Here is a 25895-nt window from a genome sequence, read left to right as displayed (position 1 = left end):
GGATCGCTTTATTTATGGGAAATTTGGGGCACCAAGAATAATAAAAATTATAGTTAATAAAGTGTTATATAAAGGACTAACTGTCTGGATGAATGGTTTTGCTTTGAAAGGAGCTCGTTGAAGTGAAAAGAGAAAATAATGCGGCTCTAATCGTATTTTTGGGTATCGTCTTATTCATTTATATGGTTGTAAATGCTTTCCGCCATATTACGGTCTACGTTGTTTTTAGTTCCGGGCTAACTCCTTTTATCATTATGGCAGTATTAATTTTGGCGATTGTTATTTTAATTGTTAGAAGCTTATAATTTACATTCTTTAATCTTTAAGGCGATACCTGAAAACATCCGGTATCGTTTTTCCTTTATTAGGGATTCCATTATCTGCCTTAATCATTATTATTGCAGCCATCTTTTTCTTTCAAAGTGTAAGTATTGATTTTTAAACGATTTTGCGGAAAGGTACGAACGGTCCGAAATAGGGAAACATAGGTGGATAACCATGAAGGGCTGAAAGGATGTGAATAGTGTTATGACCAAGCTGAATACTATGATGGTGTATAACTTGATTCCAAGGTCCAAACATTGGGGCAGAATATCCTAAATAAATAGGCGCACCTGACCCAGTAATAATCGTATGCATGTTACCACCAACTTATTTTTTTACATATTACGTTCTGATTTTAAAAAAGAGCATGTCCTTTTTATACTAAAGGGCGGATTGGTAAAATGTGGTATATTTAGTCCGAATATTAGATTAAAAAAGATTGAAAAAAAGAAAAGTAACTGAGGCTGCAACGGCCAACAGTGACTTTTCCTTTTTACATTACGATTTGCATCTGATTAATTTTTTGTGTAGAGGAAGTAAAAAACTAAATACCACAAAATACAATGGAACTGAAATAATAAAGCTCCAGCCATTAGTTTTCATATAACCTACTTTCCTCATTCCCCATTCAATTAAAGTAGAAATTAAAATAAAGATAATGGCTAGCATCCATCTATTTGTCTTCTTTAAATAGTTTAAATAAATAACTGAAAGGGAGGATGGGATTAAGCTGTAGCTTAAAAATTCACCTATTCCCGTGACTTTTGGGTTACCGAAATCAACAAGGTCGAACATCTTTCCTAAAACAGAATCAGAAATCCAAGCAATATAACCAATTAATCCAAATGTAACATAAAACTCTCTCCAGCCAATCTCTTTTTTAGGCATAAAGAGAGCATACAAAAACAATAGCAGAGATAAAACAATTGGCAGCCAATTTCCTTGAGCATGTAAATCTAAATTTCTAGTTAGTGAATTCAAAGTAATCACCTTAACCTAGTCCTTAATTAATTTATCGCGGTCTGGGGATTGTGTCGATCATGTCCAAAAAAACCTGCAAGAAAGTGCTGCTTTTTCACATACTCTGCTTTTTCTGGAGTTTCAATGTAGGGAGGTTTTACATAGTTTTCTTGTTTCAGCATTAAATCACGAGTTAAATCCTGCAACGTTACTCCTGCATTTAAAACTCTTTTATGAAAAGAGGTTACATCTGAGCGTGTGGCCAACCCCAAAACCCCACCACTCGCTTGCATAGCTAGAATCGACATTCCATAACCCGGACATTTCTGCAGCCGTTAAAGGAATTTTCGTTTTATCTTCCACTTGACAACCTCCTACACATTCCTGTTGATGATAATATTCCCTATAAAAATGGAAAATATGAAAATTTAGCCGTAAAATCTAATAGATGAGTTTTTAATCTTTTGAGGAAATGGTATTTTTAAAATAGTTAAGGTCTTGCCCAATTAGTAAGGAGGATGATGAAATGATCGCGGAATTGATAAAAACAGAAAGTGGAGCAATTGCACGGTACGAACGGCACTGGAAGTATTCTGTACAAGAAGTTTGGGCGTGGTTAACAGAGAACGATAAACTTTCTAACTGGTTTTCAGAGCTCGAAGTGGAGGAACTCCGTGAAGGCGGGGCAATTATTTTCCATATGCCCGATGGTACTTCCGATAAACTAACGATAACCGAACTAAAAATGTATTCTGTTTTAGAGTTTACCTGGTGGGAGAACAAGATGCGCTTTGAATTAAGCCCAGAATCGGGTGGATGTATGTTGGTGTTAACGGAGACTTTGCAAGAAATCACAGACCATACACCCAAGGATCTTGCTGGCTGGCATATGTGTCTCGAGGTAATCCTCGCATTGTTAAATGGTAGAACGATCGAATCACGAGCTGAGGAATGGAAAATCTGGTATAAAAAATATATTCATGGTGTACAGGAATTTAACTCAGAAAATGCTGATTAAAGCACCATTGGGTGAGATGAAGGACAAAATGAGGTAGTCCCCCGTGATAATTTCCTTCATCTACCCCTTTGCTATCGATTCGGAAACATTGATTCCACTACATCAATCAGCTCTTTTTCCGTCGGTTGATAAAGCTTCTTTTCACTCTCTAGCTTCACAGTATATTGAATATCATCATACAGAAAAATAACCTGATATCCAGCTGGAATCTCCTTAATAAATGCCTCTTGACCATTCTTCAGTATTAGAGCGCGATAATCCTTTAAAACACTAAACTTTCCTAAATGAGGCGTTGCTTGAATGGACAATTTACCAGTTTTATCTCGATAAAACCAAATGGCCTCATTATAGACTACATTACCTCGTACATGGGTTACCTTAAAAGGGAAATAAGTGGGCACGAGCAGCTGCTTATTATATTTCTCTTGGTATTCCTTGATTGGTTCATTCATAAATGGGTTTGAATGGTCAGAAAGCACTTTGATCCTAGAAATTTTGTTATTTTTGACATAAACCTCCCATATAAAAGCAATTCTTTCAGTGAATGAATGGTTATCAAAGTATTCCCGTTCAAAACGTGCTAAAAGAATTCTAGCATTTTTATGGGGAGAAGGAAGTGTTTCAATTCCTTGAATCGGTGTGTTTTCACGAATTTCAGGGATTTTAACCGACGGATTAATCAGTTTCCTGGCCAATCTTTCATCCTTTTTCATAATCGCTATTACAAAATCTTGGAGGACGGTCTGCGTTGCGTCCGGGGACTTTGCCATTATTGAAATAGGCGCCAGCCACATTATCAAAAGATATACAATGAATGCTTTTTTCATACTCATCACCTATCATTAATTTCCCATTTCAATAACGGAAATATTCTAGACTGTAAATGGATTATTTTTTTTGAAAAATAATCAAAAATAAGGGAGGCAAAAATAAAGGAGGAATTCAAGGTGTCAAAGAAAAAGTTTACGCCCTCACCGGAAGTGGATCAAAAGCAGTTATTGAACCACAAGGTCGAAAAACTTCGTGAAAATAACTTTGAAGATAATCATGTGCGCCGAGGTACCACAAATGGCCAGATGGACAATAAATCTCCCAATAATCTTCGAATAAAAAAAGGAGTTGCTGTGTTTTGCAACTCCTTTTCCTAAAATAACCGCTCAATCAGTACCCACACTGGACCTTTCACCTGGAATAGAATATGTAAGATTTTATCCAATCGTAGCACCTCCATCGTTTATTTTAAGTTTCACAGCAAAAGAGGCTTTTTATTTTTACAAAGATAGTTTAATCTTCGCTCAAATTTTCCCAAATTCCCCCTCCTATCAAACTTCTAGTATAAAATAATCTTAAGAAATTCTTAAGAATTATCCAAAATGAATGTTAAGATTTTCCGTTTATTATATAAATAATGAAAAAATTGGTAGATAGAAAGAAGGGGAAACATGGATCCATATTATGTTCTAGTGGTTGATGACGAAAAAGAAATCCGGGATGTCATCGAGATCTATTTGAAAAATGAAGGGGTTACGGTATTAAAAGCGAAGGATGGGCTTGAAGCATTGGAAATCCTCAATGAACATCAAGTTCATCTAATTATTCTTGATGTAATGATGCCGAAGCTCGATGGGATTGCTGCCACCTATAAAATTCGCGAATCGAAAAACATCCCGATTATTATTTTGAGTGCAAAAAGCGAGGATACCGATAAAATCTTGGGTTTACAGGTGGGGGCGGATGACTATGTCACAAAGCCGTTCAATCCGATGGAGCTTGTGGCCCGCGTAAAATCACAGCTGAGACGGTTTGTAACCTTAGGTACATATGAGGGAATCAAAAAGGTAATTGATCTAAATGGGCTAATTTTAGATCAAGCGGCAAAAGAAGTAACGGTCCATGGGGAACCTGTGAAGCTGACCCCAATCGAATATAAAATCGTGGAGCTTCTAATGACAAATGCCGGCCGGGTGTTTTCTATCGATGAAATCTATGAACGGGTTTGGAAGGAACCGGGCTATAACTCGGAAAATACGGTTGCAGTTCACATCCGAAAAATTCGTGAAAAGATTGAAATTGATCCGAAAAATCCAAGATATTTGAAGGTGGTGTGGGGGATTGGGTATAAAATGGAAAAATAAAGTTCTTATTGGAATTTGGGCGTTGCTGATCACGTATGGACTGAGCGGTATATTAACTGTTATTACTGCGGGAGAACGTCTTTTTACTCGTGACTATTTCCATACGGACGATTTTCAAAGCTATATGGAACAATTCCCAGGGTATTTTATTATGTTTGAGCTAACGAATATCCCCTTGGAGGAAGCGAAAAAGACGATTAAGGTTACAAAGGATGACATCAATGAGTATCGCTATCGGTACGGAAGTCTGTCTGAGCAGGAAAATAACATTAAAGAGCAATACGAGCAACGAATCTATGAAGCAAAGGCTAAAGAGGATCAAGTGACAGTGGATTCATTGACTGCGGAAAGAGACCATAAGATTAAGGATATCACCAATACTTTTAATAGTGACAAGTATGTCGAACAAAAGATTGTGAAGGAAAAAGAAAAGAAGATCGAAAAGTACTTTAAAGAAAGAGAGAATTATCGCGAAGATTTTCAGCGCTTTAAGGATGCATTTATTTACTATTATCAGGACAAGTCCACGGGAAAAGTCTACACAAACCTTCAACTGTCGGATGGAAAAACAGCAAAAGATGTAATGAACCCTAAAGATATGCTGTTTTATACAAATCATTATCTTCAGCAAGAGGATTTCATGTATTTTGGCCCAGGTGATCATGATGTTATTAATGCCATGATTCCAAAATCAATTGGATTACAAATAGGGGTACCTAAGTCTCTCTCCTCTGAAAATTGGTTAATGGTCGAAGCAGAAAATTACAATAAACAGCGAAATATCATATGGGTTTATGTTATATCGGGTATTGTAACCCTTCTTCTCGGTTTCTTAATCCGAAAAAATTCAAAAGGGATTCAGGCAGAAATCGAAAAATGGAGGCCATATTATAACAAGTTACCCGTTGATGTAAGGGTGTTCCTATTCATACTATTGGGAATCGGATTCATCTTCAGTTTGTTTGTAACAAACAATCAGGTCATTTATTTTTATGAAAATCCAATAAATGCTGGAAAAGACTTCGTGATTCTTCTTTTCATTGGGCTGATTTTGGGAGCACTTACTTTTGTCCAATGGAACTATCTAACTGCAGTCGTAAAAGAGTGGAAAACGATTAAAACCCAGTGGGAAAAAGCTTTGATTTATAAATCAGGAAAAAATAGTAAAGTTTTTTTTGAGAAAGCAGTTACCAAATTAAAAGAAGCCTTTTTAAATCAAACGGCGGCCACGCAGGTGTTTATTCTTATGGCGGCGGCGTTTGGGTTGGGATTAGCTGCTGTTTTGGTTGTCATCCAACCTGTGTTCCTTCCTTTTTATCTTATTTTAGTGGGCTGCATGGCAATTCCCATCGTCGTAATGCTTGTTAACAGGATGGCATATTTGAACCAGATTGTTGAAAAAACAAATGAGCTCGCTGCCGGAAAGATGGGGCAGGATTTGGAGGTAGCGGGGAAATCAGTCCTAGCAACGCTGGCCGCTAATCTTAATGTGTTAAAGCAGGGGGTAAAAACCTCACAGAATGCACAGGCCAAGAGTGAACGCCTGAAAACCGAGTTAATTACCAATGTCAGCCATGACCTAAGAACGCCGCTGACTTCTATCATTACCTATACTCAGTTGTTAAAATCAGATGAGGTATCAACAGAGGAACGGACTGCTTATCTTGAAATTATTGATCGGAAGTCAAAGCGATTAAAGGTGTTAATTGATGATTTGTTTGAAGTATCGAAAATGGCGAGCGGCAATATGGAATTGAAAAAGGAAAAGGTGGATCTCGTCCAGTTATTGCAGCAGGCACTCGGAGAATACGATGATATGATCAATGAATCGAGCCTGCAATTTCGGGTTACGAACACGGAGAAGCCCATTAACGCGATTGTAGATGGACAGAAGCTTTGGCGAGTGTTTGATAACTTAATAGGCAATATCCTGAAATATTCAATGGAGAATTCCCGCGTGTATATAACGATTTCCAAATTGAATGATCGAGCGATGATTACTTTTAAAAATGTTTCTAGATATGAATTAAATGATAATAGTGATGAGCTGTTTGAGCGGTTTAAGCGTGGTGACACTTCACGCCATACAGATGGCTCAGGATTGGGCCTTGCGATAGCGAAATCCATCGTTGACCTCCACGAAGGCAGCCTTGAAATCGAAACAGATGGTGATTTGTTTAAGGTAAGTATTTCATTATGGCTTTCGGAATAGCTTAGTGAAATGGACACGGGTTACAGCCGTTTTTAATGCTGTAATCATCTCCTTTTTATTTTAGGAATGGGTTTCCAGATTGGTAATCGAATATCAATAGATCTTAAGAGTAGGAATTTTTAAGAAGATGGAATGGATATCAACACTTTTTAGCAGGATATCGACACTTTTTTAGATATATCAACATTTTTTAGAAGGATATCAACACTTTTAAAGATATATCAACACTTTTTACAATATATCAACAATTTTGACCGTCAATTGGCGACATTCTTATTTCAACCATCGTCTCGTCAATATAGAAAGTGAGCCATATAATATTATTGTAAAGAGCAAGGATAATAAAAAAACTAACAAAGGCGGACTGCTACGGCATCCTGGAATTGAGAAAGGGCCAGATGATCAATCTGGCCCTAATTATTTTAGCTAAAAATTTATCGTGAATGTCTTTGGTTTGGCTAAAAGATGGTGGGAATCTCCGTCAAGTAGGTCATCCGTTGTAAACGAAAAAGAGGTTATTTTATGGATGGGGGTTTCTGACTCATTCAACAAGCCAATTGTTCCTTTTCGTAATTCACTAGGTCTGTAATCCACTCTGCTGACACTTTTAGCACCTATTAAGGTATCATCTGACAGGATAAAGTTTTCTTCCGGAACTTTATAAGACCATTTATGGTTTAATGTAACATTTTCCATGCTGAAAAATTGAAGTTCTTTTGACCCAGTATTTTTAACAGAATAAGTAATTTCTATATAAGTAGTATTATTGTCGATTTCTGTCCGTGAAAGTTCTACGCGGTCTTGTATTTCTTCATTGCTTAGATTTTTCTCTGTAAATAATTGATAAGCCTCTTCATTACTTAAACCGGTATATCCTCGTAAGTATTCTTTAGTTTGTTTGGTTAGGTTTGATAGTCTAATTATTTTTACGTCATTTAACTTAATCACCATTGGGGAAATCGTAAATGTCTTGTTTACTTCTACTTTATCTATTAGGGTTAATGTCCCCCAGTTTTTTTGCCGGACTTTTTGGCCAATTTCCTTTAGATGGCCTCCCCCGTTATATTCCACGATAGGTATGTCTTCTTTCTTTTTCACAACTGTGTGCTTATTCTTGTGTAGCTCTGTTTGATCCGGATTATGGAGAAGATAAAATGTAAAGAAACCGATGAATAGAAGACAAAGGATTCCAACTGTGATTGTTTTTCTTGAATAGATTAAAATAAGTCTTCCCGTCCCTTATAAAATAATATGAAAATGCAATAGATTATAAAAATAATATAGGTATATTTTAAAAATAACAAGACAAAAGCAACCTCCAATGGTTGCTCTTGACTTGTTATTCGTGTTTTTCTGAAATCTTTGACTCGAGACTTGTACCATGAATGGCTTCTGTGATTTTATGCTTATTCTCCATCTGCTCTTCATCGGTCCGTGTTTCCCAAATACTATATTTAACGGTATTTGGAGGATTTTTATTTTCATTTTCCACTGATTCCACCTCCACTAAATAGGGTTTCTATTCCTTATAGAACTATTCACTTGGAGGAATGCCCAATTGAAAAATGATCCGGGTTCATTTCTTTGTGTTTTAATAAATATAAAAAGCAATGCAAGTTTTTTTGCATTGCTTTAAAGTATTTTTTTAAAACAAACTTTTTCTATTAATAGAAGCAAACTGCTCCAACGATGATTAAAAGAATAAATAATACTACGATTAAGGCAAAACCGCCAGCACCATAACCGAATCCGCCGTAACCGCATCCGCCATAACCATATCCAAATCCACCGTAGCCAAACATAATAATCCCCCTTTCAAGATTAAGTACATTTATTTCTTAATAGAAGCAGCCTCCAATATATGCAGCTCCTACAATAATAAGGAGGATAAACAATACAACAATCAATGCAAATCCTCCAGCGTATCCATCAGACATCGTATTACACCTCCTGATTTAGGTACTAACAAAATATGTAATGGATGAAAATAATGGAAGGGCATATACCTATTTCAGGAAGATGTGAAGAAATCTTATGAAAAAAAGGAATTACTTCATAGGTAAAAGGCAACGTGTTATAAACTTCGAGGTTCTGTGATTAGGGAAAAAAGTGATGGGAGAACCGGGGAATGTGTCTCCAATAAGCGCTATAGGGGACAAAAAATTCACCCAAATCAAGAATAGGGTTTCCAATAAGCAGTATAGGGGACAAAATAGCAGATGAATAAATAAATTTTTTCCCCAACACCATCATGGCCGTAAAATCACCTTAATACAGTCTTCAGTTTTTGTATCAAACACCTCATACCCATGCTTTGCCTGATCCAATGGAAGGACATGGGTGATGATATCGCTTGGATCCATTTTTCCTCCATTAATCATATCGTAAAGGAACGGCATATACGGAATGACTGGGGCCTGCCCAGTTTTAATATCAACATTCCGTTGGAAAATATAACCAAGCGGGAAGGCGTTGTACCTGCCGCCGTAAACTCCCGTAAGCTGAATCGTTCCGCCTTTTCTTACGGCCTGACTTGCAATTACAATTGCACCCATTGAACCGCCATGCAGCTTTAACCCGGAAGCAAGAAACTCGAGCGGGGTCATTTTTCCATCCATTCCAATCGCATCAATCACGATGTCGGCTCCGCCCTTGGTAATCTCAAGGAGGTAATCCCCGACATTTTCATGATCTTCAAAATTAACAATCTCAACCTTGTTCGTCCGTTTTGCATGCTCGAGACGGTACCCAACATAATCAACAGCAATAACACGTTTAGCACCCTTTAACCAAGAGAATTTTTGTGCCAACAAGCCAACGGGGCCGCAGCCTAGGACAATGACGGTATCGCCATCCTTTACACCTGCATGATCTACACTCCAGTAGGCGGTTGGTGCTGCATCAGCAAGCAGCACTAATTTTTCGTCTTCGACTTCACAATTATCGGGAATTTTAAAGGGAGTAAAGTTTCAGAATGGGACCCGCATGAATACTGCCTTGCCACCGGCATATCCACCCGTGGTTTCTGAATAGCCAAAGAAACCTGAACCTTGGCCATGGGGGTTTCCATTGTCACATTGACTTGTCAAATCATGTGTACAATACCAGCAGTGGCCGCAGCTCACATTAAAAGGAATGATAACTCGGTCGCCTTTTTTCAAACTTGTGACCTCAGGACCAACCTCCTCAACCACGCCCATTGGTTCGTGCCCAATCACATAATCGGTCGGCAAATTGGGAATCATGGCATGAATTAGATGTAAGTCAGAACCGCAAATGGCCGAGGAGGTAACTTTTACAATAATATCATCGGCATTTTTAATGGAAGGATCTTTTACCTCTTTCACTTGCACATTCTTGATGCCTTGATACGTTACGGCTTTCACTGTAATCACTCCTTCCTGTTATTTATTTGGTGTAGCAAACATGCCGCGTCTGTCAGTGTCATTTGGGAAAAGATTGAGCTGGGCAATTTGTACTGCGGTTTGGACTGCCTTTAAATCAATCGGTATTTGTTCGTTGAAATCAAAGGGGTGAAGCCAGCCTCTTTTTATCATCAAATCTTTAATTTCTCCATGTAAGTCAATAGCTGCATCCATTTGCTTGTACAGTGCGTTTCTTAGCTCGGGATTAGTTGTTTCGGTAATCGCAAAACTGTAATTTCGTATTCCGGTTTTCACTGATAAATGGGAATGGGTGGAATGACAGACCAAGTAATTGCAACGGATTTCTTGATATCGGTCAAATCGGGGGTGCGAAATTATGCTGCGGCGATTACAGAGGCAGCCACTCTGGAATTAAGAGAAGCCCTTCGGGAGCAATTACGGGATGCCGTTGAAACTCATGAAAAAATCACCAACTTTATGATGGCAAGGGGATATTATCATCCACATGAATTGGGCGACCAGCTTCAGGTAGATTTAACAGCAGCTGACACAGCATTTAATCTTGCACAGAAATCGTAAAAAAACCCCAAGTTGACTTGGGGTCTTTTATCTATTCTTTTGCAAATTTATCACGGTCAGCAGACAAAAGTGGTTCTTCAAGCAGACATTTTCAATCAAAATATAACCCCCGTCATCGTACAAAGTATTCCCAGACTTTTTTTAATGTCCAACCATACTAAATTCCATCATTGAGGCTCTTTCATTTTATATATACCTAAAAAAAAGGCTTTGTACTCATAGAAAAAGTATAATGGTTCAAAATACAGAATAAGGACTTTTCTGTAATAAAACCTCATTCAAAAAAAGTTTAATGGTAAAGTTGGGAAGACAATGGGAAAAAGTGACCGCAAAGTTGAAATGCTTTTTTGGAGTATTGCCCTCCCTGGATTTGGGCAGCTTCTAAATGGTAAATATCTAAAAGGGCTATTATTTGTCGGATTAGAATTTTTGATCAATGTCAAAGCCCATTTTAATACGATTATCATGTTAAGTTTTCAAGGAGAAATCGTAAAAGCAATCCAAGAGACGAACTATCAATGGCTAATGTTTTATCCATGTTTATATTTTTTCGCCATGTGGGATGCATGGAAGGATGCTGGAGGTGGGAAGGACCGATATTCATTTATACCTTTTGTGTTTGCTGCCTATTTTGTAACGGTTGGCTGTATGTATTCCAATACCCTTATATTATTTGGGGTTCTATTCGGTCCTGTATGGCTTCCGATCTTGTTTATGATTCCTGGATTATTCATTGGTATGGTCATTCGAAAAATTATCCTCCATTTTTCATAGGGTGATTTTTCTGTTTTTATAAAAAAAGAAGCTCGGAATTTGAGCTTCTGTTGTTTGTTGTGGGTTGTTCATCTTATAAAGAAGGTGCTGCAACACCTGTTTTTGGTACAGGCTTTTAGCTTTTGCTTCATTCGTACTATTTTAGAACGACCAGTCCATCAGGTATGATTGCCAATATCTTTAGCACACTTTCAAAAATTCCACTCGGAAAATTTGGCCAAATTGAACGTATTTCCTATTATAATTTGAGGATATTAATTCAAATTAAGAAAATAATATTCAACAAACGGAAAGAATAAATCAATTGAATTTTATATTGGGATAGCGAATGAAACGTGAACTTTTATTCAACTTCCAGGAGTTTTTCATTGATATAAGGCTGTAAATCCTTTATGCTAGATATTGAAAGCGTTATATTGAAATAATATCTTTCTTTACTCCGGTTTTTTAACATCCTCAAGTTGTATTTCAAAACAGCTTGATTACATTCACAAAAGGGGAGATATAGATGAGGAAAATTAGCTTAGCATGGCAAATTTTCATTGGGTTAGCCTTAGGTATCATTGTCGGTGCCATTTTTTATGGAAACCCACATGTTGAAACTTATTTGCAGCCAATTGGGAATATTTTTATTCGTTTAATTAAAATGATTGTCATCCCGATTGTTGTCTCAAGCTTGATCGTTGGTGTTGCTGGTACGGGTGATATGAAATCGTTAGGAAAGCTTGGGGGAAAAACACTACTATATTTTGAAATTGTTACGACCGTAGCAATTGTAATCGGTCTTTTAGCAGCAAATTTATTTCATCCGGGTTCCGGAGTGGATATGTCCCGTTTAACGAAAACTGATATAAATACGTATGTAGAAACCGCAAAAACCACAGAAACACATTCTATGGTTGACACATTTGTCAATATTGTCCCAACTAATATCATGCAGTCACTTGCGAATGGCGACATGCTTGCAATTATTTTCTTCTCCGTTATGTTCGGGCTTGGAGTTGCGGCAATTGGAGAAAAAGGAACCCCGATTGTGAATTTCTTTAAAGGAACAGCCGAGGCCATGTTTTACGTGACGAATCAAGTTATGAAGGTTGCGCCGCTTGGTGTATTTGCCTTAATTGGGGTTACAGTCTCTAAATTTGGTTTAAGCTCCTTAATACCACTTGGAAAACTTGTAATCGTGGTATATGGTGCGATGTTCTTCTTTATTCTGGTTGTGCTCGGACTTGTGGCAAAACTCGTTGGAGTTAATATCTTTAAATTCCTAAAGTATTTGAAGGACGAATTGCTCTTAGGTTATTCAACCGCAAGCTCCGAAACTGTGTTACCAAAAATCATGGAAAAAATGGAGAAGCTCGGATGTCCAAAAGCGATTACATCGTTTGTTATTCCAACAGGATATTCCTTTAACCTTGATGGATCAACACTTTACCAGGCGATTGCAGCATTGTTTCTTGCACAAATGTATGGAATTCATATGAGTATTGGCCATCAAATCACCTTAGTATTGGTATTAATGATTACATCAAAAGGTATTGCCGGGGTTCCGGGTGTATCGTTTGTTGTTTTACTAGCAACTTTAGGAACGGTCGGCATTCCCGTTGAAGGTCTTGCCTTTATTGCAGGTATCGACCGGATTTTAGACATGGCCCGTACATGCGTGAACGTGGTTGGAAACTCCTTGGCTGCTATTGTGATTACAAAATGGGAAGGTCACAAGCTCGATGACTCTGGTGAAGAGCAAGTGGCGTAAATAAAAAAGGTGCCTCGGGCACCTTTTTTTCTTTTAAGCAATCTTTATGGCTTTCCCAAAAGGGACTTTTGGCAAAAATTCATCTGGGACCAGCCAGTATAGCTCGTATTCCACCTTTGTGATTTCTTCATAAATATAACCGGTTACGTCGGTTATGTAGAATAAGGTATCAATCTTTTCCTTTTCGGCCCATTCTAATACATCTGTATAAGAGGCTTTTCCATGTGTATAATATTTGATGGTGTCTGATTTAACCGGGGTAATACTACGTATTTTGAAATCGGCTTGGACGAGAAGGGTATCAGGCTTAACGGTTTCGAATAGCTTAACAATGTTATTAATTAGAATTGTTTGTACTTCAACGGATGAGGTATCAACTGCAAGAGCGATTTTTTTATCTTCTTTTTTTTGAATCATCGATAAAAGTCTCATATGCCATTTCAACTAAAACCAACTCCCTTGTATTATGAGCAGCAGTTTTTAGTTTGCTTTTTCAGCGAAGAAAATATGTTGGTTAATGCTTCTAGCCTTCTTTTTATTATAGTCCGTGTTATAGGACAATGTTGATTTTGAAAACGTTGATTGGAGCGGAAGGTGCGAGACTCCTGCGGGAGCAGCGGGACAGGTGAGACCCCACAGGCGCTTAAGCGCCGAGGAGGCTCACCGCCAGCCCCGCGGAAAGCGAGCATCCTGGAGCGGAAATCAACAACCAAGTTTAACAGCTCTTTATTATAAAAAAGAGGAATATGTACAAGTTGGGGATTTGCCATTTCATTTTTATAATTTCTACATATTTATATATATAAATTATAATTTGGGGGGTGATGATGGTGCAAGGAAGAAAGAAACGAAAAAGTCTTTTTCCAATCTGTATTTTCCCGGAATATAGATGGTGTGGTCCGGGTTGCAGTGGTCCTGGTGCACCGATAAATGATGTTGATTACTGCTGCTATAGACATGACACCTGCCTCGATTATGGAATATCCCCTTGCCAATGTGATTATGAATTCATGGAATGTCTGCGCTATAAAAGAAATCCACATACACAAAAAGGAAGAAACGCAAATCTCATGTATGAATTTATGAAAATGAAAACATCACTCACCTGTGGAGGGGATAGAAGATACAGATAGTTTTTTGTGATTGGGTAAACTCTTTATTGATGCCTAGTATGTTTTGGTGTCAATAATACCCTTCCTTAAAGGGTGTCTACTCTTACCATTTAATTACAAATTTTTCTTGATTATTCACTCAAATTAAAGTAGTATTAACTTACTATTTATGAAAAGGGTGACCATTAAGCCGATGATCTACTAATCCTATTGTAAGAAAAAATTCGTATCAACGAAAATATTTCTGGATAGGATTAGTGCGGACTTTTTTACATAACCTATGGGGAGTACAGGGAAATTTAATGTACTATGCCCATTTTGTGTATGTTTTGCCTCCTGTCCAGGTTAGGAATATGGAGGTTTTTTTATGGAAAAAACAAAATCAGATATCACTGTCGGAGCGTTGTTTCGAAACCAGGTTATTCGTACCATTCTCTTATCCGTATTTTTCCTGCAAATTGGTATCTGGGTACGTAACTATTCAATTTTACTTTATGTCATTGAACGAACTCATGAAAATCCAGTAGCCGTTTCGCTTATTTCTGTAGCGGAATTTGCCCCGATCTTTTTGTTTTCCTTTATTGGCGGAACCTTTGCAGACCGCTGGCGTCCAAAGCGTACCATGATTTGGTGCGATTTTCTTAGCGCACTGTCGATTTTTGTTGTCTTATTGACACTTCTTTTCGGAAGTTGGAAGGTCATTTTCTTTGCGACCCTTGTTTCATCGATTCTATCGCAGTTTTCACAACCATCTGGAATGAAGCTATTCAAGATTCATGTCAAAGAAGAATTGATCCAAATGGGGATGTCGATGTACCAAACGGTATTCGCTTTGTTTATGATTCTCGGTCCAATTATTGGAACCTTTGTGTTTCAGCATTACGGCATTAATGCTGCAATCGCCATCATGGGAATTGCATTTCTGTTGTCTGCAGCCATTTTATTCATGCTGCCTCCTGATAAAGAGAGTGAGGAAAATCAAGAGAAGACCACGCTTCTAAATGAAATGAAGGCAGGATTCCGTTATGTTTGGAACAGTCGTGCATTAACACTTCTTGGCGGATGTTTTGCTGCTGCAGGCTTAGGGTTAGGGCTTACCCAACCATTAGCTGTTTTCCTTGTTACCGAACGTCTTGGGCTACCAAAAGAACAGCTGCAATGGCTGATGGCTGCTTTTGGAATAGGGATGATTTTAGGAGGAGGCCTGACAATTGGTCTTGCGAAAAAAACCCCACCGCAAATCCTGCTTGCGCTTGGAATGTCCGTAAGTGCAATCGGATTCTTCGTAATGGGGGTATCAGATCAATTATGGCTGACCTTGACAGCCCAATTTATCAGCGGACTGTTCATGCCGTGCATTCATATCGGGATTAACACGATGATTCTGCAAAATACTGAGGCTGCTTTTATCGGAAGGGTTAATGGGATCTTAAACCCGATGTTTATGGGAACGATGGTAATTTCCATGAGTGCGAGCGGATGGTTGAAAAAAACATTTTCGCTTCTAACCATGTATGAAGCTTCAGCCCTGTTATTTATTGTAGGGGTGCTGGCCTTAGTGCCTTTATTTAAGCGCTCTTCTTCGGTATTAAAAGGAACGGAAGAAATGTAATTGGCTGTAACAAACAGAGCTTGGAAACCCAAGCTCTGTTTTATTTAGGTTTCCCTAGAGCTTTCTTTTCCAAGTGACGTACCCACCTATAATAACCAAGTAGAATGAGCAGCAAAAAGGGATCGAGAATGGCTGCATGCCAAAGTGTCCACCAACCATAATGAAAATATCCCCAGGGTTCCGGTAGAAGGGTCACTAGTTCGTATAATAAAATGGCAATAACAAAAAAGAATATATAAACAGCTTTCTTTAGGAGATTGGCCGTATAGGGAAACCGATTAAGAAAAATCATATTAACAGGCGGGAGGAGAAATAAATGCGGAATTAGCCCAGACCAATCGACTTCTTTACCAAAATACCAATAGGCATGGAATTTGAATTCAATGATGATGTCGAAAGAGCTTTGTAAAGCAACCGTAAAAACCCAGATATGTGCAATCAGATTGGCAGTAAGAATTTTATTTGTTTTAAAGGCAATAAGGTTAAACCCTATAATGGCAATAATAAGTCCAATCATGGAATTTTCCTTTTTTAAGATAATTTACCCATAGTGTTCGTTATTTTATACGCGTCGTTAGTACAAAATAAGCCAGGCAGCTGCCTGACTTATCTTTTCACAACTTCAAATAGTACGGCAACTCCAACACCACCGCCGCTGCCAATCGCGGCTACAGCAAAACGAGCATTTTTCCTTCGCTGTACTTCATAAAACAGCCTCGTAACCAAAATGGCACCCGATGCTCCATACGGGTGACCGATGGTTAAGGCGCCGCCGGACACATTTAGTTTTTCGTACGGGATTGAAAGTTCCTGTGCGCACGCGGCAATTTTTGAAGCGAATGCCTCGTTGATTTCAAAAAGATCAATCTCTTCAATGGTCAGTCCATTTCTTTTTAGCAAAGTTTGAATGGCCGGAATCGGTGCTGCTCCGGGATAATAGGGATGTACTCCTGCAGCCTGGCTGTCAACGAAGCGAAGAACCGGTTTGTATCCAAGAAGATGTGCGGTTGACTCCTCCATTACGACCACGGCAGCTGCACCGTCATGAATCCCACAGCTGTTTGCAGCGGTCACGGTCCCATTTTTTACAAAAGTCGGTTTTGCCCGTTTTAGCAATGCGCTCATGTTTCGCTCCTTACTAAATTCCTCATCCCTGCTATGCCGTTCAACTGCGACGATTTCTTCTGTAAAAAGCCCTTCTTTATAAGCCTCCCAGCTCCGATAATAGCTTAACAAGGCATATTCATCCTGTGTTTCCTTACTGATTCCAAATTTTTCCGCAACATATTCAGCCGCAACCCCCATATCCGGATCACCGATATGATCAGGTGAGAAGCGGGCTCTTTTTGGAAAAGGTGAGGTGCTTGGACTTTCGACACCACCGGCTAGATAGCACTGACCTGCACCACCTTGGATAAAATAGGAAGCCAAGCGAATCGCTTCGAGACCGGCACTGCATTGGCGGTCTAGGGTTACACCGGGGACCTGAAGTGGAAGGCCTGCTGTTAAGGTGGAAAGCCGGGCAATGTTTCCCCCCGGTCCTGTCACATTTCCTAAAAGACAATCGTCAAGCTGATCCTCGATTCCACTTGCTAAGTACTCAAGCAAGGGAGCAGCCAACTCATGGGGCTGTAGGGATTGAAATATTCCATTTTGTTTTCCGATGGGGGTTCGCTTTGCTTGGACAATGACTGCTTTTTTAATGGTTGTTCACCCTGCTTTCGACCAATTCGATTACCTGCCTGCGGGCAATTTTTCCACCGCTTGTATAGGGCATTTCATCGACGAATACCCATTTTCGCGGGATTTTAAAAGAAGCAAGCTTTTCCTTGCATAATCTTTGAAGTTCCAATTTTGTGGCTGTGCCTTTGACTACTGCGGTTACGATTTGTCCCCAGTAAGAGTCATTTGCTCCAATAACGGCTACTTCCTCCACTTCATGATGTAAGGAAAGTACTTTTTCAATTTCTTCCGGGAAAATATTGATGCCGCCATAGAGAATCATGTTCTTTTCCCGACCGACAATATATAGGTATCCTTCTTCATCCAAATAGCCCATGTCATGAACGGTAAGCCAATCATGTTCTGCTTGAACTGTGTTTTGATTGGGCTCCAGGTATCCGCTGAAAATCATTTTACTTTTCACATAAATCTTTCCTGTTTGATTCGGCTTTGCAAGCTTAGAATCCGGCAGGCGGATTTCGATTTTTACATTATGGCAGGGCCTGCCGACAGAACCCGGTTTTCGCTCCATTTCCCGATCGGATAATACGGTTACAAAGCTTAGCTCGCTTGCCCCGTAAAACTCATACAGGGTCAGGTTCGGAAACTGGCTGCGGACCTGGCGTTTGGAATGATCCTCCCATTTGGCTCCGGAGGAAAGAATCTTTAGCGGCCTTTCGATGGTACGTTCCGCCTGAAAAAGGGAGGAAATCATCGTCGGGACGACATAGAGGACGGTAATCGGAGCCGTCTCAATCCACCTCATTGCCTGGGATGGGATGTATTTTTCAAGCAAATAAACGGTTCCGCCCAGATATAGCGTACTGATTGCACCGTAGAGGAAGTGGGAATGAATCAGCGCCCCAGGGATCAGAACGTGGTCATTCTCATCCATCTTGAAATCAACACGGTTGCAGGCAAAGCTTGCAACCCACGAGTTGTGTGAGCGAATAAATGCTTTCGGATTACCTGTCGTACCGGAAGTGAATCCCATGTAAAAGGGAAGTTCCCCGTTTGAGGGCATGGTTTCCGGCGCCGGTCCCTGCTGAATTTCCTCCCGGCATTCATCCCAAATGAAAACTTTAGTAGGGGAATGGAGGTTTTTTACGGAAGAAATCCTGTTTTTTGTCGTTATAACAAGCGAAGCCTTGGAAAGTGCGAGCCGTTTTTCTACCTCTAATTCGGTCCATTTAATATCAAATGGGACTGCCGTCCAACCAGCCGCTGCCGCCCCCGTAAACAATTGCAGAAATGGAATCCCATTTGGGAGCAAAATTGCAACCGTTCTATTAAAAGAGTGGAAGGACCTAAACCAATTCGCCGTTCGACAAACACTCTCATACCATTCCTGATAGGTAAACCTCTCTGTGGCCGTTAAAATCGCTGTTTTCATTGGAAACTTCTTTGCATGATTTGCATATGAGTCAGTAATTGAAGCCATCTATAATCTCCTCTCTGTTTGTGTTCGACAAAATTCGGGTGGTGACAGGCACCACCCGAATTTTATCGAATGATAGTAAAAAGAGACACCGTTATAGTGTCTCAACGTTTTTGTGCAGGTTTCGTTTTATAGCCGGTGATTTGGCTAGTCTGTATACGAGGTAGGATGCTAGGGTTGCTTTTAGGATGTCTCCCGGGATATAGACTAGGCTAGTGATGATGGCGTCGGTGATTTTGATGTGCATGATGAAGGCTTGGACTGGAATGCCGATTATGTACATCATGAGTATTCCTACCGTTAGGTTGATTAATAGAATTCTCGCAAATCGTAATTTACTGAAACGCGAGATGAGATAGCCAAGACAGAAAGCAGTTATTGGCCATGAAATTAAATAGCCCGCGCTTGGCCCTACAAAAACAGCAAATCCTCCTCGTCCACCGGACAACAATGGTGCACCAGCCGCTACTAGCAAAAGGAAAATGATCATACTCCAAGCACCGCGTTTTGGACCTAATAAACCGCCGGCAAGCAAAACACCTAATGTTTGTAGTGTAATCGGAACCGGTGTAAATGAAAGCATGATTGGAGGGACAAAGCCTAAAGCCCCCATAAAGGCAGCTAATAAAGCAACATATGTAATGTCTAAAAGTTTCATATTCCATCTCCTCATATTTAACTATAGATTTGTACTTTTTTCAATTTTATTGTAAAAGCGGCAGAAATATATGTCAACTTAATTTTATGTAAAGTTAACATATAAAAATGAAATATTGGGAAAATTACTCTATTTTTTCAAAAATATTGATAGATTTTGGGTGTTCTTTCCCAATCTTCCCCTGCTTTTTCCCATGCTATAATTATTTTGAAAATTATAAATTATCTTTCGGGAGGTCTAAAGTAGATGAAAAAACGTACTTCACTTGTTCTTGCCCTTGGTCTAACAGTAGGAGCAGTCATGCCATTTACGGCAGCCGCACAAGCCAAAACACCGTATAATGTGATGGCTTCAAAGGAAGATCAGTTCAATAAAGGTGCAAAGGTGACCTGGAAAAAGGGACAAGCCGTTCCAACCTTTGTACATGGAAAACTATCAACTAAAGGTCATAAAGACAAGGAAGCTATTAAACAATTTATTAAAGAGAATAAACAAATCTATCAATTAGATTCGGATAAAGATCTCACATTATTAAATATTCAAACCGATGAAATTGGCAGCACACATTATGATTTTGTTCAATCGGTGCAAGGAATACCTGTCGACGGGGCTGCCTTTAAGGTTCATACCGATAAAGACGGAATTGTAACTGCCGTCAACGGGGATGTTTTCCCAGAAGCGTCCAGTTATTTTAAAGGAAAGCTAAAAGCACAGCTTTCGAAGGATGCAGCGCTTGCCAATGCATGGAAATCAATCAATCTGACAAAAGATGAAACACTTATTGATGCCGAAACTGGCCCTAGGGGAGAAAAAGAACGGGGGCTGGTTGAAAAGAGTAAGCAAGTGATCTATAAAAAAGGGAATGACTTCTATCACGCCTACAAAATCAATCTTCAATTTATTCTGCCGTATCCGGCAAACTGGGTCGTCTATGTCGATGCCAATAATGGTAACATCCTAGATTCCTATAATGCAGTCGCAGAGGGGACGGGCGTTGGGGTTTTAGGCGACACAAAAACCATTAACACCTATTATTCAAGCGGAACCTATTATTTATATGATATAACCAAACCAATGTCCGGTGTAATTGAAACAAGGACAGCGGCCAATACCCAGCGCTTACCGGGCAACTATTCCGTTGACGCTGATAATAATTTTAATGCAACCTCCCAGCGAGCAGATGTTGATGCCCACTACTATGCAGGTGTTGTCTATGACTATTATAAAAATAATTTCAATCGCAACAGCTTTGATAACAATGGTGCAACCATCCGCTCAACGGTTCACTACAGCCGAAATTATAACAATGCCTTCTGGAATGGTTCGCAAATGGTTTATGGGGACGGAGATGGGACACCTTTACCTCTTTATCCGGTGCAGTTGATGTCGTCGGCCATGAGTTAACCCATGCAGTCACGGAGAGAACGGCTGGATTAGAGTACCAATATCAATCGGGAGCCCTCAATGAGTCGATTTCCGATACATTTGGGGTATTTATGGACCGTGGGGATTACTTAATTGGCGAGGACGTTTACACACCGAAAAAAGCCGGAGATGCTCTAAGAAGTTTATCGGACCCAACTCTTTACGGTCAGCCGGATAATATGAGCGGCTATGTGAACACGACCTCTGACAATGGCGGGGTTCACACCAACAGCGGTATTCCAAACAAAGCTGCGTATTTAACGATTCAAAAGGTCGGGTTCGATACAGCTCAAAAAATTTATTATCGTGCCCTAACAGTATATTTATCACCAAAGAGTAACTTTAGTGATGCACGGGCTTCCCTTCTTGCTGCTGCGGCAGACCTTTACGGATCTGGAAGCACTCAATATAGTGCAGTAGCATCTGCTTGGTCACAGGTTGGAGTCTACTAAAGATAGGAATGATAGGAATGATAGGAATGATAGGACTGGGAATAGGTTCCCAGTCCTATTGACTTATGAGTTTGCAAAAAATAGAATATTCTTAATACAATTGGAGGTGCAGGGAGCGAGGAAATTGATCGGAGAACGGATTCGCTATTTTCGAAAAATGAAAAATATCACGCAAAAACAGCTGGCAGAGGGCATTTGTGCCATCTCTTATCTTTCGAAAATTGAGAGTGGAACAGCTGCTGCGAGTGAAGAAGTTATTCGTTTGCTCTGTGAAAGATTGGAACTTAGTGATGAAACATTAGATGAAGGCTATGATGGGGACTTGTTGAAAAAAATGGATCCATTTAAATTGGCAGTAAAGAACAAACAATTTTCGGAAGCTGAAAAAATGAATGAGTCCTTAAAGGAAGCCATACAAAAGAGTCAATCACAGCAGGTTCATATGAAGTATGATATCTATCTATTTGGTCTTTATGTTTTTTCAGGGAAAACCGAGCAATCCCAATTCTTACTCGAAAAAATTCAAAAATATCCAGAGCTTTTGCAAGACAGGCCCCATCTTCGTTTTGACTACTATTATTTTTTAAGCATCTATTATTATCTTCAAGAACAATTTCAACAGGCGATAGTTTGCAATGAGAATATGATTCTTTTGTTTAATCTTCCCGAAGTAACAGAGGGAGAAAAAGGAAGAATCTATTATAACCAGGCCCTTGCCTGTACGAGTATCTATCAATATTTTCAATCCATTCTTTTTACCCAAAAGGCATTAGAATTTTTCCGCCGGGAATTTGATAATGAAAGCAGTCTAAAATCGCTTATTTTACTAGGGATTAACCATCGACGCGTTCATAATTACAGAGAATCGGAACGATTTTTAAAAAGGTCTTTGCAATTATCACAAAAATTAAAGGATGATCACTCGACTTCAATCATTTACCACAACTTGGGTTATTTATATTCCAGTATGAATCAAACCGAGGAGGCTCTTCAAAATTTTCAAGCAGCCCTCGATTCCAATGGTATTTTTGACCATGAACTTTTAAGTACGTATTACTTAATAGCAAAGGAATATATGAATCTTGGAAATAAGCAGGAGGCAAGGAGGTGGTGTGATCAAGCACTTTCGAAGCTTAAAACTGTACCAATTGATGAACACTACTACCATATCCGCGTGCTGGATCTTGAGATTGAGCAGGTTGAAAACAGCCAATATGAGGAGTTACTTTTGAAAGCAATCTCCTATTTTGAGCGTGAACAATTATATCAATATGTTACGGAATGCTCGGAAAAACTGGCAAACTTTTATTTTAAAAATACAAAGTATAAAAAGGCGAGTGAATACTACCGATTAGCGAATAACGCTCGTAAAAATATTAACTAAGGGGGAATTTTTATGTTGAAAAAATTAATCTTGGTGACCGTGATAATCGGGGCATTTCTTGCAGGTGCATTAAAGGTTTCTTCAAGCCATGATACAGCACATGGCATCCTGCCAAAAGTGATTTACTCACAAGGAAATGAAACTTTGTAAACGGAATAATAACAAAAACCTTGCCCAGCGGTGAGCAAGGTTTTTATTATGCAAAAAAAGAGATTGGTGTAATCCACCAATCAAAATTATGGGAAGTTTTTGGACTTGTAGGTTCCAAAACCTTGATTAAGTTACTTTTATCATAAAACATACTTGTGTAGAACTTAGGGAGAAGTTGTGTGGAAGTTGTGAAGATTCCTTCATCGAGAAATGATTGCAGGAACAAGCGCCAATTTTAGCAAAAGTAACTTAGGACATAAAGGCGCTTATTTTTTAGCAGGTTAGCCTGCATCAACCTGGGTCTTAATCGATTCTACATTGCTATCCATTTCATTGGTATACGCATTTTTAACAGGTACAACCGCAAGGGCAATGGCCGCAATTAATCCGGGGATAGCAAATGCTATGAAATTTAAATGAATCGGTAAAGAAATCGACAAAAGGAATCCACCTAAAAGTGGCCCAGCCATTCCGCCAATCCTGCCAATACCAGAAGCCATTCCTAAAGCAGTGGACCTGACATACGGTGGATAGTACTGAGAAACATAGGCTTGGACAATATTTTGGGAACCAATGGTCGCTGCACCCGCAATGGCTACTAATAAGTAGATTAAAAATGAACTTCCGCCAAAACCAAGTAACGTTAAAGCAACTGCTCCAGAGGCGTACATCGGAACAAGCATTTTTTTGGAACCGTATTGATCACAAAGTCGACCAATAATAAGTGTTCCGATAATGGCACCGCCTTGAAGTGCAATCAGGAAACCCAGACTTGAATTTAGTCCATAGCCTGCTTCGATCATTAATTTAGGAAGCCAAGTATTTAAACCGTAAACCATTAATAAACAACTGAAAAATGCAATCCAAAACATAATAGTACTTAGTGCTCGTTTTTCTTTAAATAGTCCAATAATCGGTACCTTTGTTTCTTGTGTCTTCTGTACTTCTACGATTTCATCATTTTGATTAAACGTGGATTCTGGACTTACCCTGGAAAGGGTAGCGATTAATATTTCTTTTCTGCCAGTGCGAATAAGGTAACTCGCCGTTTCAGGCAATTGTTTATGCATAAAGGGTAAAAGTAGTAGAGGCAGTCCAGCAAACCAAAAAATGGCCTCCCAGCCGAATTTAGGCATTAAAAAGATTCCTAATAGAGGAGCAAGAATTCCCCCGACTGAATAACCGCATAATACGATGGATACAATCATACTTCTCATTTTTTTAGGTGCATAATCCGTTAATAAAGCAATGACATTCGGCATAATCCCGCCAAGTCCTAATCCAGCTAAAAAGCGAAAGGTAGAGAAAACAGTTGGTGATTGGGCGAATCCGCAAAGAAATGTAAATAAGCTAAACAAAAGGAGGGTAATCGTAATAACATTTTTCCTTCCAATCCGATCGGCAAGTGTTCCGAACAGGATAGCACCGAACATCATACCAAATAATCCATAGGTTCCGATTGCTCCGGCTTCAACAGGAGTAAGGTTCCATTTTTCAATTAGGGTCGGCACGACGGTTCCATATACAACAAGATCATATCCGTCAAACGAAATGATGAAGAAACTCCATAATAGTAGGATTAAATGAAAGCGGTTAAATTTACTGCCAGCGATAACTTCTGTTGAATTAATCTTTGCCAAACTTTTTCCCCCTATTTTTCAAAATAGTTAAAAGACAACGCTTACGAAATTCCTATAAAAAATTTATTCGTTAACGATTAAACACCACCTCCACTGTACCCATAGTGAAAAATGTTCTCTATTTATGGATTATAAACAACTGTTAAACTATTTTCAATAAGGAAATTTTAATATTAATTATTTTCTGTTAATTGGGGAAACCAACATATTTTAATAAAACGCAAAAAAGCGGGGATTTCCCGCTTTTTATCTATCCCTTATTATTTTATTTCTCATCAGAATTAAATCCGAAACTGCCGGATATTTCTTTGCTGATTTGTACTAAATATTGACTTAAATCATCTTCTTCATGATTGGGAATGAACTGAGAAAAGCCTACAATCGTCACGGCTCCAAGCAGTCTCTTCTTATAGTTAAATACAGGGAAACTAACAGAGGATACGGATGAAACCAACGGTTCCCTTGCAAAGGATATTTCTTTTTCTTGGATAACGTAACGTTCTTCTTCAAGCTGACGAACTTTTTCTGGTGTAAGCTGCATGAATTCCTTTGTTTTCCAATCATGAATCATTTGCTCATCCATAAAAGCCATGAATATTTTCCCGGTTGAGGAATGAATAGGGAGAAAGGTTCCTATCTGAGCTCCAATATTATAGCCTCGATGAATGTTGATATCTTTAACAATCATCGGGCCATTGTGTGTCCAGCTAGAATATAGAACCGTACTCGAACTTTTCTCATTAATTTCTTGCAGAAAGGGTGTAACCCGATCAACAACATTTTCGTGGTCTGCAGCAGCCATTCCGTATTCAATTAGCTTACTCCCTAACACATACTCTCCGGTATCCTTGCTTCGATAAAGGATGCCTAATTGGGTAAAGGTATTTAAATATTTGTAAAGATTACTCTTTGTAATTTGTGTTAGATCCTGGATATCAGTAAATTTTAATGGCCTTCCTTGTTTAGCGATTAAATCCACAATAGCCATTCCAATCTGTAAGGATTGAATTGTCGTTCCCTTTTTCGTTACTTCCATAATGATCCTCCTACAGAGCTCTACTATTTCTTATATTAGCATAGCGGCTAATGATATCCCACAGGCAAACAAAAGTTAAATTTTCTGAAAGTGCCTTCTATTAATAATATTGACAATATTAT

27 protein-coding genes and 2 pseudogenes are annotated in these 25895 nt (G+C 39.0%); 12 read left to right on the top strand and 17 right to left on the bottom strand.

Features of this window, described 5'->3' with window-relative positions:
* Positions 1-122 precede the first annotated feature (122 nt).
* Positions 123-305 carry a hypothetical protein gene (locus tag E2K98_RS17985; protein WP_133336518.1) on the top strand — a complete coding sequence of 61 codons (183 nt, stop codon included), beginning with the start codon at positions 123-125 and terminating at the stop codon, positions 303-305.
* Positions 306-438: 133 nt separating this feature from the next.
* Here E2K98_RS17985 and E2K98_RS17980 read toward each other — a convergent pair whose 3' ends face one another.
* From E2K98_RS17980 to E2K98_RS17970, 3 genes are all read right to left on the bottom strand, one after another.
* Positions 439-639: a hypothetical protein gene (locus E2K98_RS17980; protein WP_133336516.1), complete on the bottom strand. Its 201-nt coding sequence runs from the start codon at positions 637-639 to the stop codon at positions 439-441.
* A 183-nt stretch (positions 640-822) separates the two neighbouring features.
* Positions 823-1305: a hypothetical protein gene (locus E2K98_RS17975; RefSeq protein ID WP_133336514.1), complete on the bottom strand. Its 483-nt coding sequence runs from the start codon at positions 1303-1305 to the stop codon at positions 823-825.
* A 26-nt stretch (positions 1306-1331) separates the two neighbouring features.
* The gene (locus tag E2K98_RS17970) at positions 1332-1550 is read right to left on the bottom strand and encodes a hypothetical protein (protein WP_133336512.1); all 219 of its coding nucleotides are present in this window, start codon (positions 1548-1550) and stop codon (positions 1332-1334) included.
* 260 nt (positions 1551-1810) lie between these two features.
* Here E2K98_RS17970 and E2K98_RS17965 point away from each other — a divergent pair, with 260 nt between their 5' ends.
* A complete protein-coding gene (locus tag E2K98_RS17965; RefSeq protein WP_133336510.1) occupies positions 1811-2302 on the top strand; it encodes an SRPBCC family protein in 492 nt (163 codons plus the stop codon).
* A 71-nt stretch (positions 2303-2373) separates the two neighbouring features.
* Here the strand turns inward: E2K98_RS17965 and E2K98_RS17960 are convergent, their stop codons facing one another.
* Positions 2374-3129, bottom strand: coding sequence for a hypothetical protein (locus E2K98_RS17960; protein ID WP_133336508.1), 756 nt, complete (start codon positions 3127-3129; stop codon positions 2374-2376).
* 120 nt (positions 3130-3249) lie between these two features.
* Here E2K98_RS17960 and E2K98_RS17955 point away from each other — a divergent pair, with 120 nt between their 5' ends.
* The 3 genes from E2K98_RS17955 to E2K98_RS17945 all read left to right on the top strand — a co-directional run bounded on the left by E2K98_RS17955 (position 3250) and on the right by E2K98_RS17945 (position 6649).
* Complete coding sequence (locus E2K98_RS17955) at positions 3250-3450, top strand: hypothetical protein (RefSeq protein WP_133336506.1); 201 nt, start codon at positions 3250-3252, stop codon at positions 3448-3450.
* Positions 3451-3744: 294 nt separating this feature from the next.
* Positions 3745-4437, top strand: a complete 693-nt coding sequence (locus E2K98_RS17950) for a response regulator transcription factor (RefSeq protein ID WP_133336504.1) — start codon at positions 3745-3747, stop codon at positions 4435-4437.
* The gene (locus E2K98_RS17945; protein WP_133336501.1) at positions 4415-6649 is read left to right on the top strand and encodes a sensor histidine kinase; all 2235 of its coding nucleotides are present in this window, start codon (positions 4415-4417) and stop codon (positions 6647-6649) included. The genes E2K98_RS17950 and E2K98_RS17945 overlap by 23 nt, the downstream gene beginning before the upstream one ends.
* A gap of 426 nt (positions 6650-7075) precedes the next feature.
* Here E2K98_RS17945 and E2K98_RS17940 read toward each other — a convergent pair whose 3' ends face one another.
* From E2K98_RS17940 to E2K98_RS32085, 6 genes and pseudogenes are all read right to left on the bottom strand, one after another.
* The gene (locus tag E2K98_RS17940; protein ID WP_165976314.1) at positions 7076-7720 is read right to left on the bottom strand and encodes a hypothetical protein; all 645 of its coding nucleotides are present in this window, start codon (positions 7718-7720) and stop codon (positions 7076-7078) included.
* Between the two features lie 268 nt (positions 7721-7988).
* Entirely contained in the window at positions 7989-8141 is a 153-nt protein-coding gene (locus E2K98_RS31055; RefSeq protein WP_165976313.1) for a hypothetical protein, read from the bottom strand.
* A 172-nt stretch (positions 8142-8313) separates the two neighbouring features.
* Complete coding sequence (locus E2K98_RS17935; RefSeq protein ID WP_133336497.1) at positions 8314-8451, bottom strand: YjcZ family sporulation protein; 138 nt, start codon at positions 8449-8451, stop codon at positions 8314-8316.
* A 36-nt stretch (positions 8452-8487) separates the two neighbouring features.
* Positions 8488-8586: a YjcZ family sporulation protein gene (locus tag E2K98_RS17930; RefSeq protein ID WP_133336495.1), complete on the bottom strand. Its 99-nt coding sequence runs from the start codon at positions 8584-8586 to the stop codon at positions 8488-8490.
* 312 nt (positions 8587-8898) lie between these two features.
* Positions 8899-10035, bottom strand: a pseudogene (locus E2K98_RS17925) (zinc-dependent alcohol dehydrogenase).
* Between the two features lie 18 nt (positions 10036-10053).
* A complete protein-coding gene (locus E2K98_RS32085; protein WP_268884114.1) occupies positions 10054-10329 on the bottom strand; it encodes a spore coat protein in 276 nt (91 codons plus the stop codon).
* A gap of 21 nt (positions 10330-10350) precedes the next feature.
* On the opposite strand from E2K98_RS32085, the gene E2K98_RS17915 reads away from it, so the two are divergent.
* The 3 genes from E2K98_RS17915 to E2K98_RS17905 all read left to right on the top strand — a co-directional run bounded on the left by E2K98_RS17915 (position 10351) and on the right by E2K98_RS17905 (position 13144).
* Positions 10351-10614, top strand: a complete 264-nt coding sequence (locus E2K98_RS17915; protein WP_235824845.1) for a spore coat protein — start codon at positions 10351-10353, stop codon at positions 10612-10614.
* Positions 10615-10926: 312 nt separating this feature from the next.
* A complete protein-coding gene (locus E2K98_RS17910; RefSeq protein ID WP_133336489.1) occupies positions 10927-11388 on the top strand; it encodes a hypothetical protein in 462 nt (153 codons plus the stop codon).
* Positions 11389-11896: 508 nt separating this feature from the next.
* Positions 11897-13144 (top strand): cation:dicarboxylate symporter family transporter, encoded by a 1248-nt coding sequence (locus E2K98_RS17905; protein WP_026573040.1) that lies wholly within the window; start codon positions 11897-11899, stop codon positions 13142-13144.
* Positions 13145-13177: 33 nt separating this feature from the next.
* On the opposite strand, the gene E2K98_RS17900 is transcribed toward E2K98_RS17905, so the two are convergent.
* Positions 13178-13588, bottom strand: a complete 411-nt coding sequence (locus tag E2K98_RS17900; RefSeq protein WP_133336487.1) for a VWA-like domain-containing protein — start codon at positions 13586-13588, stop codon at positions 13178-13180.
* Positions 13589-14623: 1035 nt separating this feature from the next.
* Here E2K98_RS17900 and E2K98_RS17890 point away from each other — a divergent pair.
* Positions 14624-15868, top strand: coding sequence for an MFS transporter (locus tag E2K98_RS17890; protein ID WP_133336483.1), 1245 nt, complete (start codon positions 14624-14626; stop codon positions 15866-15868).
* A 40-nt stretch (positions 15869-15908) separates the two neighbouring features.
* On the opposite strand, the gene E2K98_RS17885 is transcribed toward E2K98_RS17890, so the two are convergent.
* The 4 genes from E2K98_RS17885 to E2K98_RS17870 all read right to left on the bottom strand — a co-directional run bounded on the left by E2K98_RS17885 (position 15909) and on the right by E2K98_RS17870 (position 19686).
* The gene (locus E2K98_RS17885; protein WP_133336481.1) at positions 15909-16385 is read right to left on the bottom strand and encodes a hypothetical protein; all 477 of its coding nucleotides are present in this window, start codon (positions 16383-16385) and stop codon (positions 15909-15911) included.
* Positions 16386-16474: 89 nt separating this feature from the next.
* On the bottom strand, positions 16475-17572 hold the full coding sequence (locus tag E2K98_RS17880; protein WP_133336478.1) for an acetyl-CoA C-acyltransferase: 1098 nt from the start codon (positions 17570-17572) through the stop codon (positions 16475-16477).
* Positions 17568-19031: an AMP-binding protein gene (locus tag E2K98_RS17875; RefSeq protein ID WP_133336476.1), complete on the bottom strand. Its 1464-nt coding sequence runs from the start codon at positions 19029-19031 to the stop codon at positions 17568-17570. The genes E2K98_RS17880 and E2K98_RS17875 overlap by 5 nt, the downstream gene beginning before the upstream one ends.
* Positions 19032-19122: 91 nt before the next feature.
* The gene (locus E2K98_RS17870; RefSeq protein ID WP_133336474.1) at positions 19123-19686 is read right to left on the bottom strand and encodes a biotin transporter BioY; all 564 of its coding nucleotides are present in this window, start codon (positions 19684-19686) and stop codon (positions 19123-19125) included.
* A 246-nt stretch (positions 19687-19932) separates the two neighbouring features.
* On the opposite strand from E2K98_RS17870, the pseudogene E2K98_RS17865 reads away from it, so the two are divergent.
* The 3 genes and pseudogenes from E2K98_RS17865 to E2K98_RS31050 all read left to right on the top strand — a co-directional run bounded on the left by E2K98_RS17865 (position 19933) and on the right by E2K98_RS31050 (position 23097).
* A pseudogene (locus tag E2K98_RS17865) lies at positions 19933-21563 on the top strand (M4 family metallopeptidase).
* A 124-nt stretch (positions 21564-21687) separates the two neighbouring features.
* Complete coding sequence (locus E2K98_RS17860; protein WP_133336472.1) at positions 21688-22947, top strand: helix-turn-helix domain-containing protein; 1260 nt, start codon at positions 21688-21690, stop codon at positions 22945-22947.
* Between the two features lie 12 nt (positions 22948-22959).
* Positions 22960-23097: a hypothetical protein gene (locus tag E2K98_RS31050; RefSeq protein WP_165976312.1), complete on the top strand. Its 138-nt coding sequence runs from the start codon at positions 22960-22962 to the stop codon at positions 23095-23097.
* 281 nt (positions 23098-23378) lie between these two features.
* Here the strand turns inward: E2K98_RS31050 and E2K98_RS17855 are convergent, their stop codons facing one another.
* Positions 23379-24737: an MFS transporter gene (locus E2K98_RS17855; RefSeq protein WP_133336470.1), complete on the bottom strand. Its 1359-nt coding sequence runs from the start codon at positions 24735-24737 to the stop codon at positions 23379-23381.
* A 265-nt stretch (positions 24738-25002) separates the two neighbouring features.
* Entirely contained in the window at positions 25003-25773 is a 771-nt protein-coding gene (locus E2K98_RS17850; protein WP_133336468.1) for an IclR family transcriptional regulator, read from the bottom strand.
* Positions 25774-25895: the final 122 nt, after the last annotated feature.

The organism is Bacillus salipaludis (assembly GCF_004358205.1).
The sequence above is the reverse complement of the archived record's forward strand: the minus strand, read 5'-3'. Positions and strand labels throughout refer to the sequence as shown.

What these genes read in the sequence shown, in the direction of transcription:
- E2K98_RS17980 (WP_133336516.1), bottom strand. Translation starts at nt 639, where the DNA reads ATGCATACGATTATTACTGGGTCAGGTGCGCCTATTTATTTAGGATAT.
- E2K98_RS17965 (WP_133336510.1), top strand. Translation starts at nt 1,811, where the DNA reads ATGATCGCGGAATTGATAAAAACAGAAAGTGGAGCAATTGCACGGTAC.
- E2K98_RS17960 (WP_133336508.1), bottom strand. Translation starts at nt 3,129, where the DNA reads ATGAAAAAAGCATTCATTGTATATCTTTTGATAATGTGGCTGGCGCCT.
- E2K98_RS17950 (WP_133336504.1), top strand. Translation starts at nt 3,745, where the DNA reads ATGGATCCATATTATGTTCTAGTGGTTGATGACGAAAAAGAAATCCGG.
- E2K98_RS17935 (WP_133336497.1), bottom strand. Translation starts at nt 8,451, where the DNA reads ATGTTTGGCTACGGTGGATTTGGATATGGTTATGGCGGATGCGGTTAC.
- E2K98_RS17930 (WP_133336495.1), bottom strand. Translation starts at nt 8,586, where the DNA reads ATGTCTGATGGATACGCTGGAGGATTTGCATTGATTGTTGTATTGTTT.
- E2K98_RS17915 (WP_235824845.1), top strand. Translation starts at nt 10,351, where the DNA reads ATGACAGACCAAGTAATTGCAACGGATTTCTTGATATCGGTCAAATCG.
- E2K98_RS17910 (WP_133336489.1), top strand. Translation starts at nt 10,927, where the DNA reads ATGGGAAAAAGTGACCGCAAAGTTGAAATGCTTTTTTGGAGTATTGCC.
- E2K98_RS17905 (WP_026573040.1), top strand. Translation starts at nt 11,897, where the DNA reads ATGAGGAAAATTAGCTTAGCATGGCAAATTTTCATTGGGTTAGCCTTA.
- E2K98_RS17890 (WP_133336483.1), top strand. Translation starts at nt 14,624, where the DNA reads ATGGAAAAAACAAAATCAGATATCACTGTCGGAGCGTTGTTTCGAAAC.
- E2K98_RS17885 (WP_133336481.1), bottom strand. Translation starts at nt 16,385, where the DNA reads ATGATTGGACTTATTATTGCCATTATAGGGTTTAACCTTATTGCCTTT.
- E2K98_RS17875 (WP_133336476.1), bottom strand. Translation starts at nt 19,031, where the DNA reads ATGGCTTCAATTACTGACTCATATGCAAATCATGCAAAGAAGTTTCCA.
- E2K98_RS17870 (WP_133336474.1), bottom strand. Translation starts at nt 19,686, where the DNA reads ATGAAACTTTTAGACATTACATATGTTGCTTTATTAGCTGCCTTTATG.
- E2K98_RS31050 (WP_165976312.1), top strand. Translation starts at nt 22,960, where the DNA reads ATGTTGAAAAAATTAATCTTGGTGACCGTGATAATCGGGGCATTTCTT.
- E2K98_RS17850 (WP_133336468.1), bottom strand. Translation starts at nt 25,773, where the DNA reads ATGGAAGTAACGAAAAAGGGAACGACAATTCAATCCTTACAGATTGGA.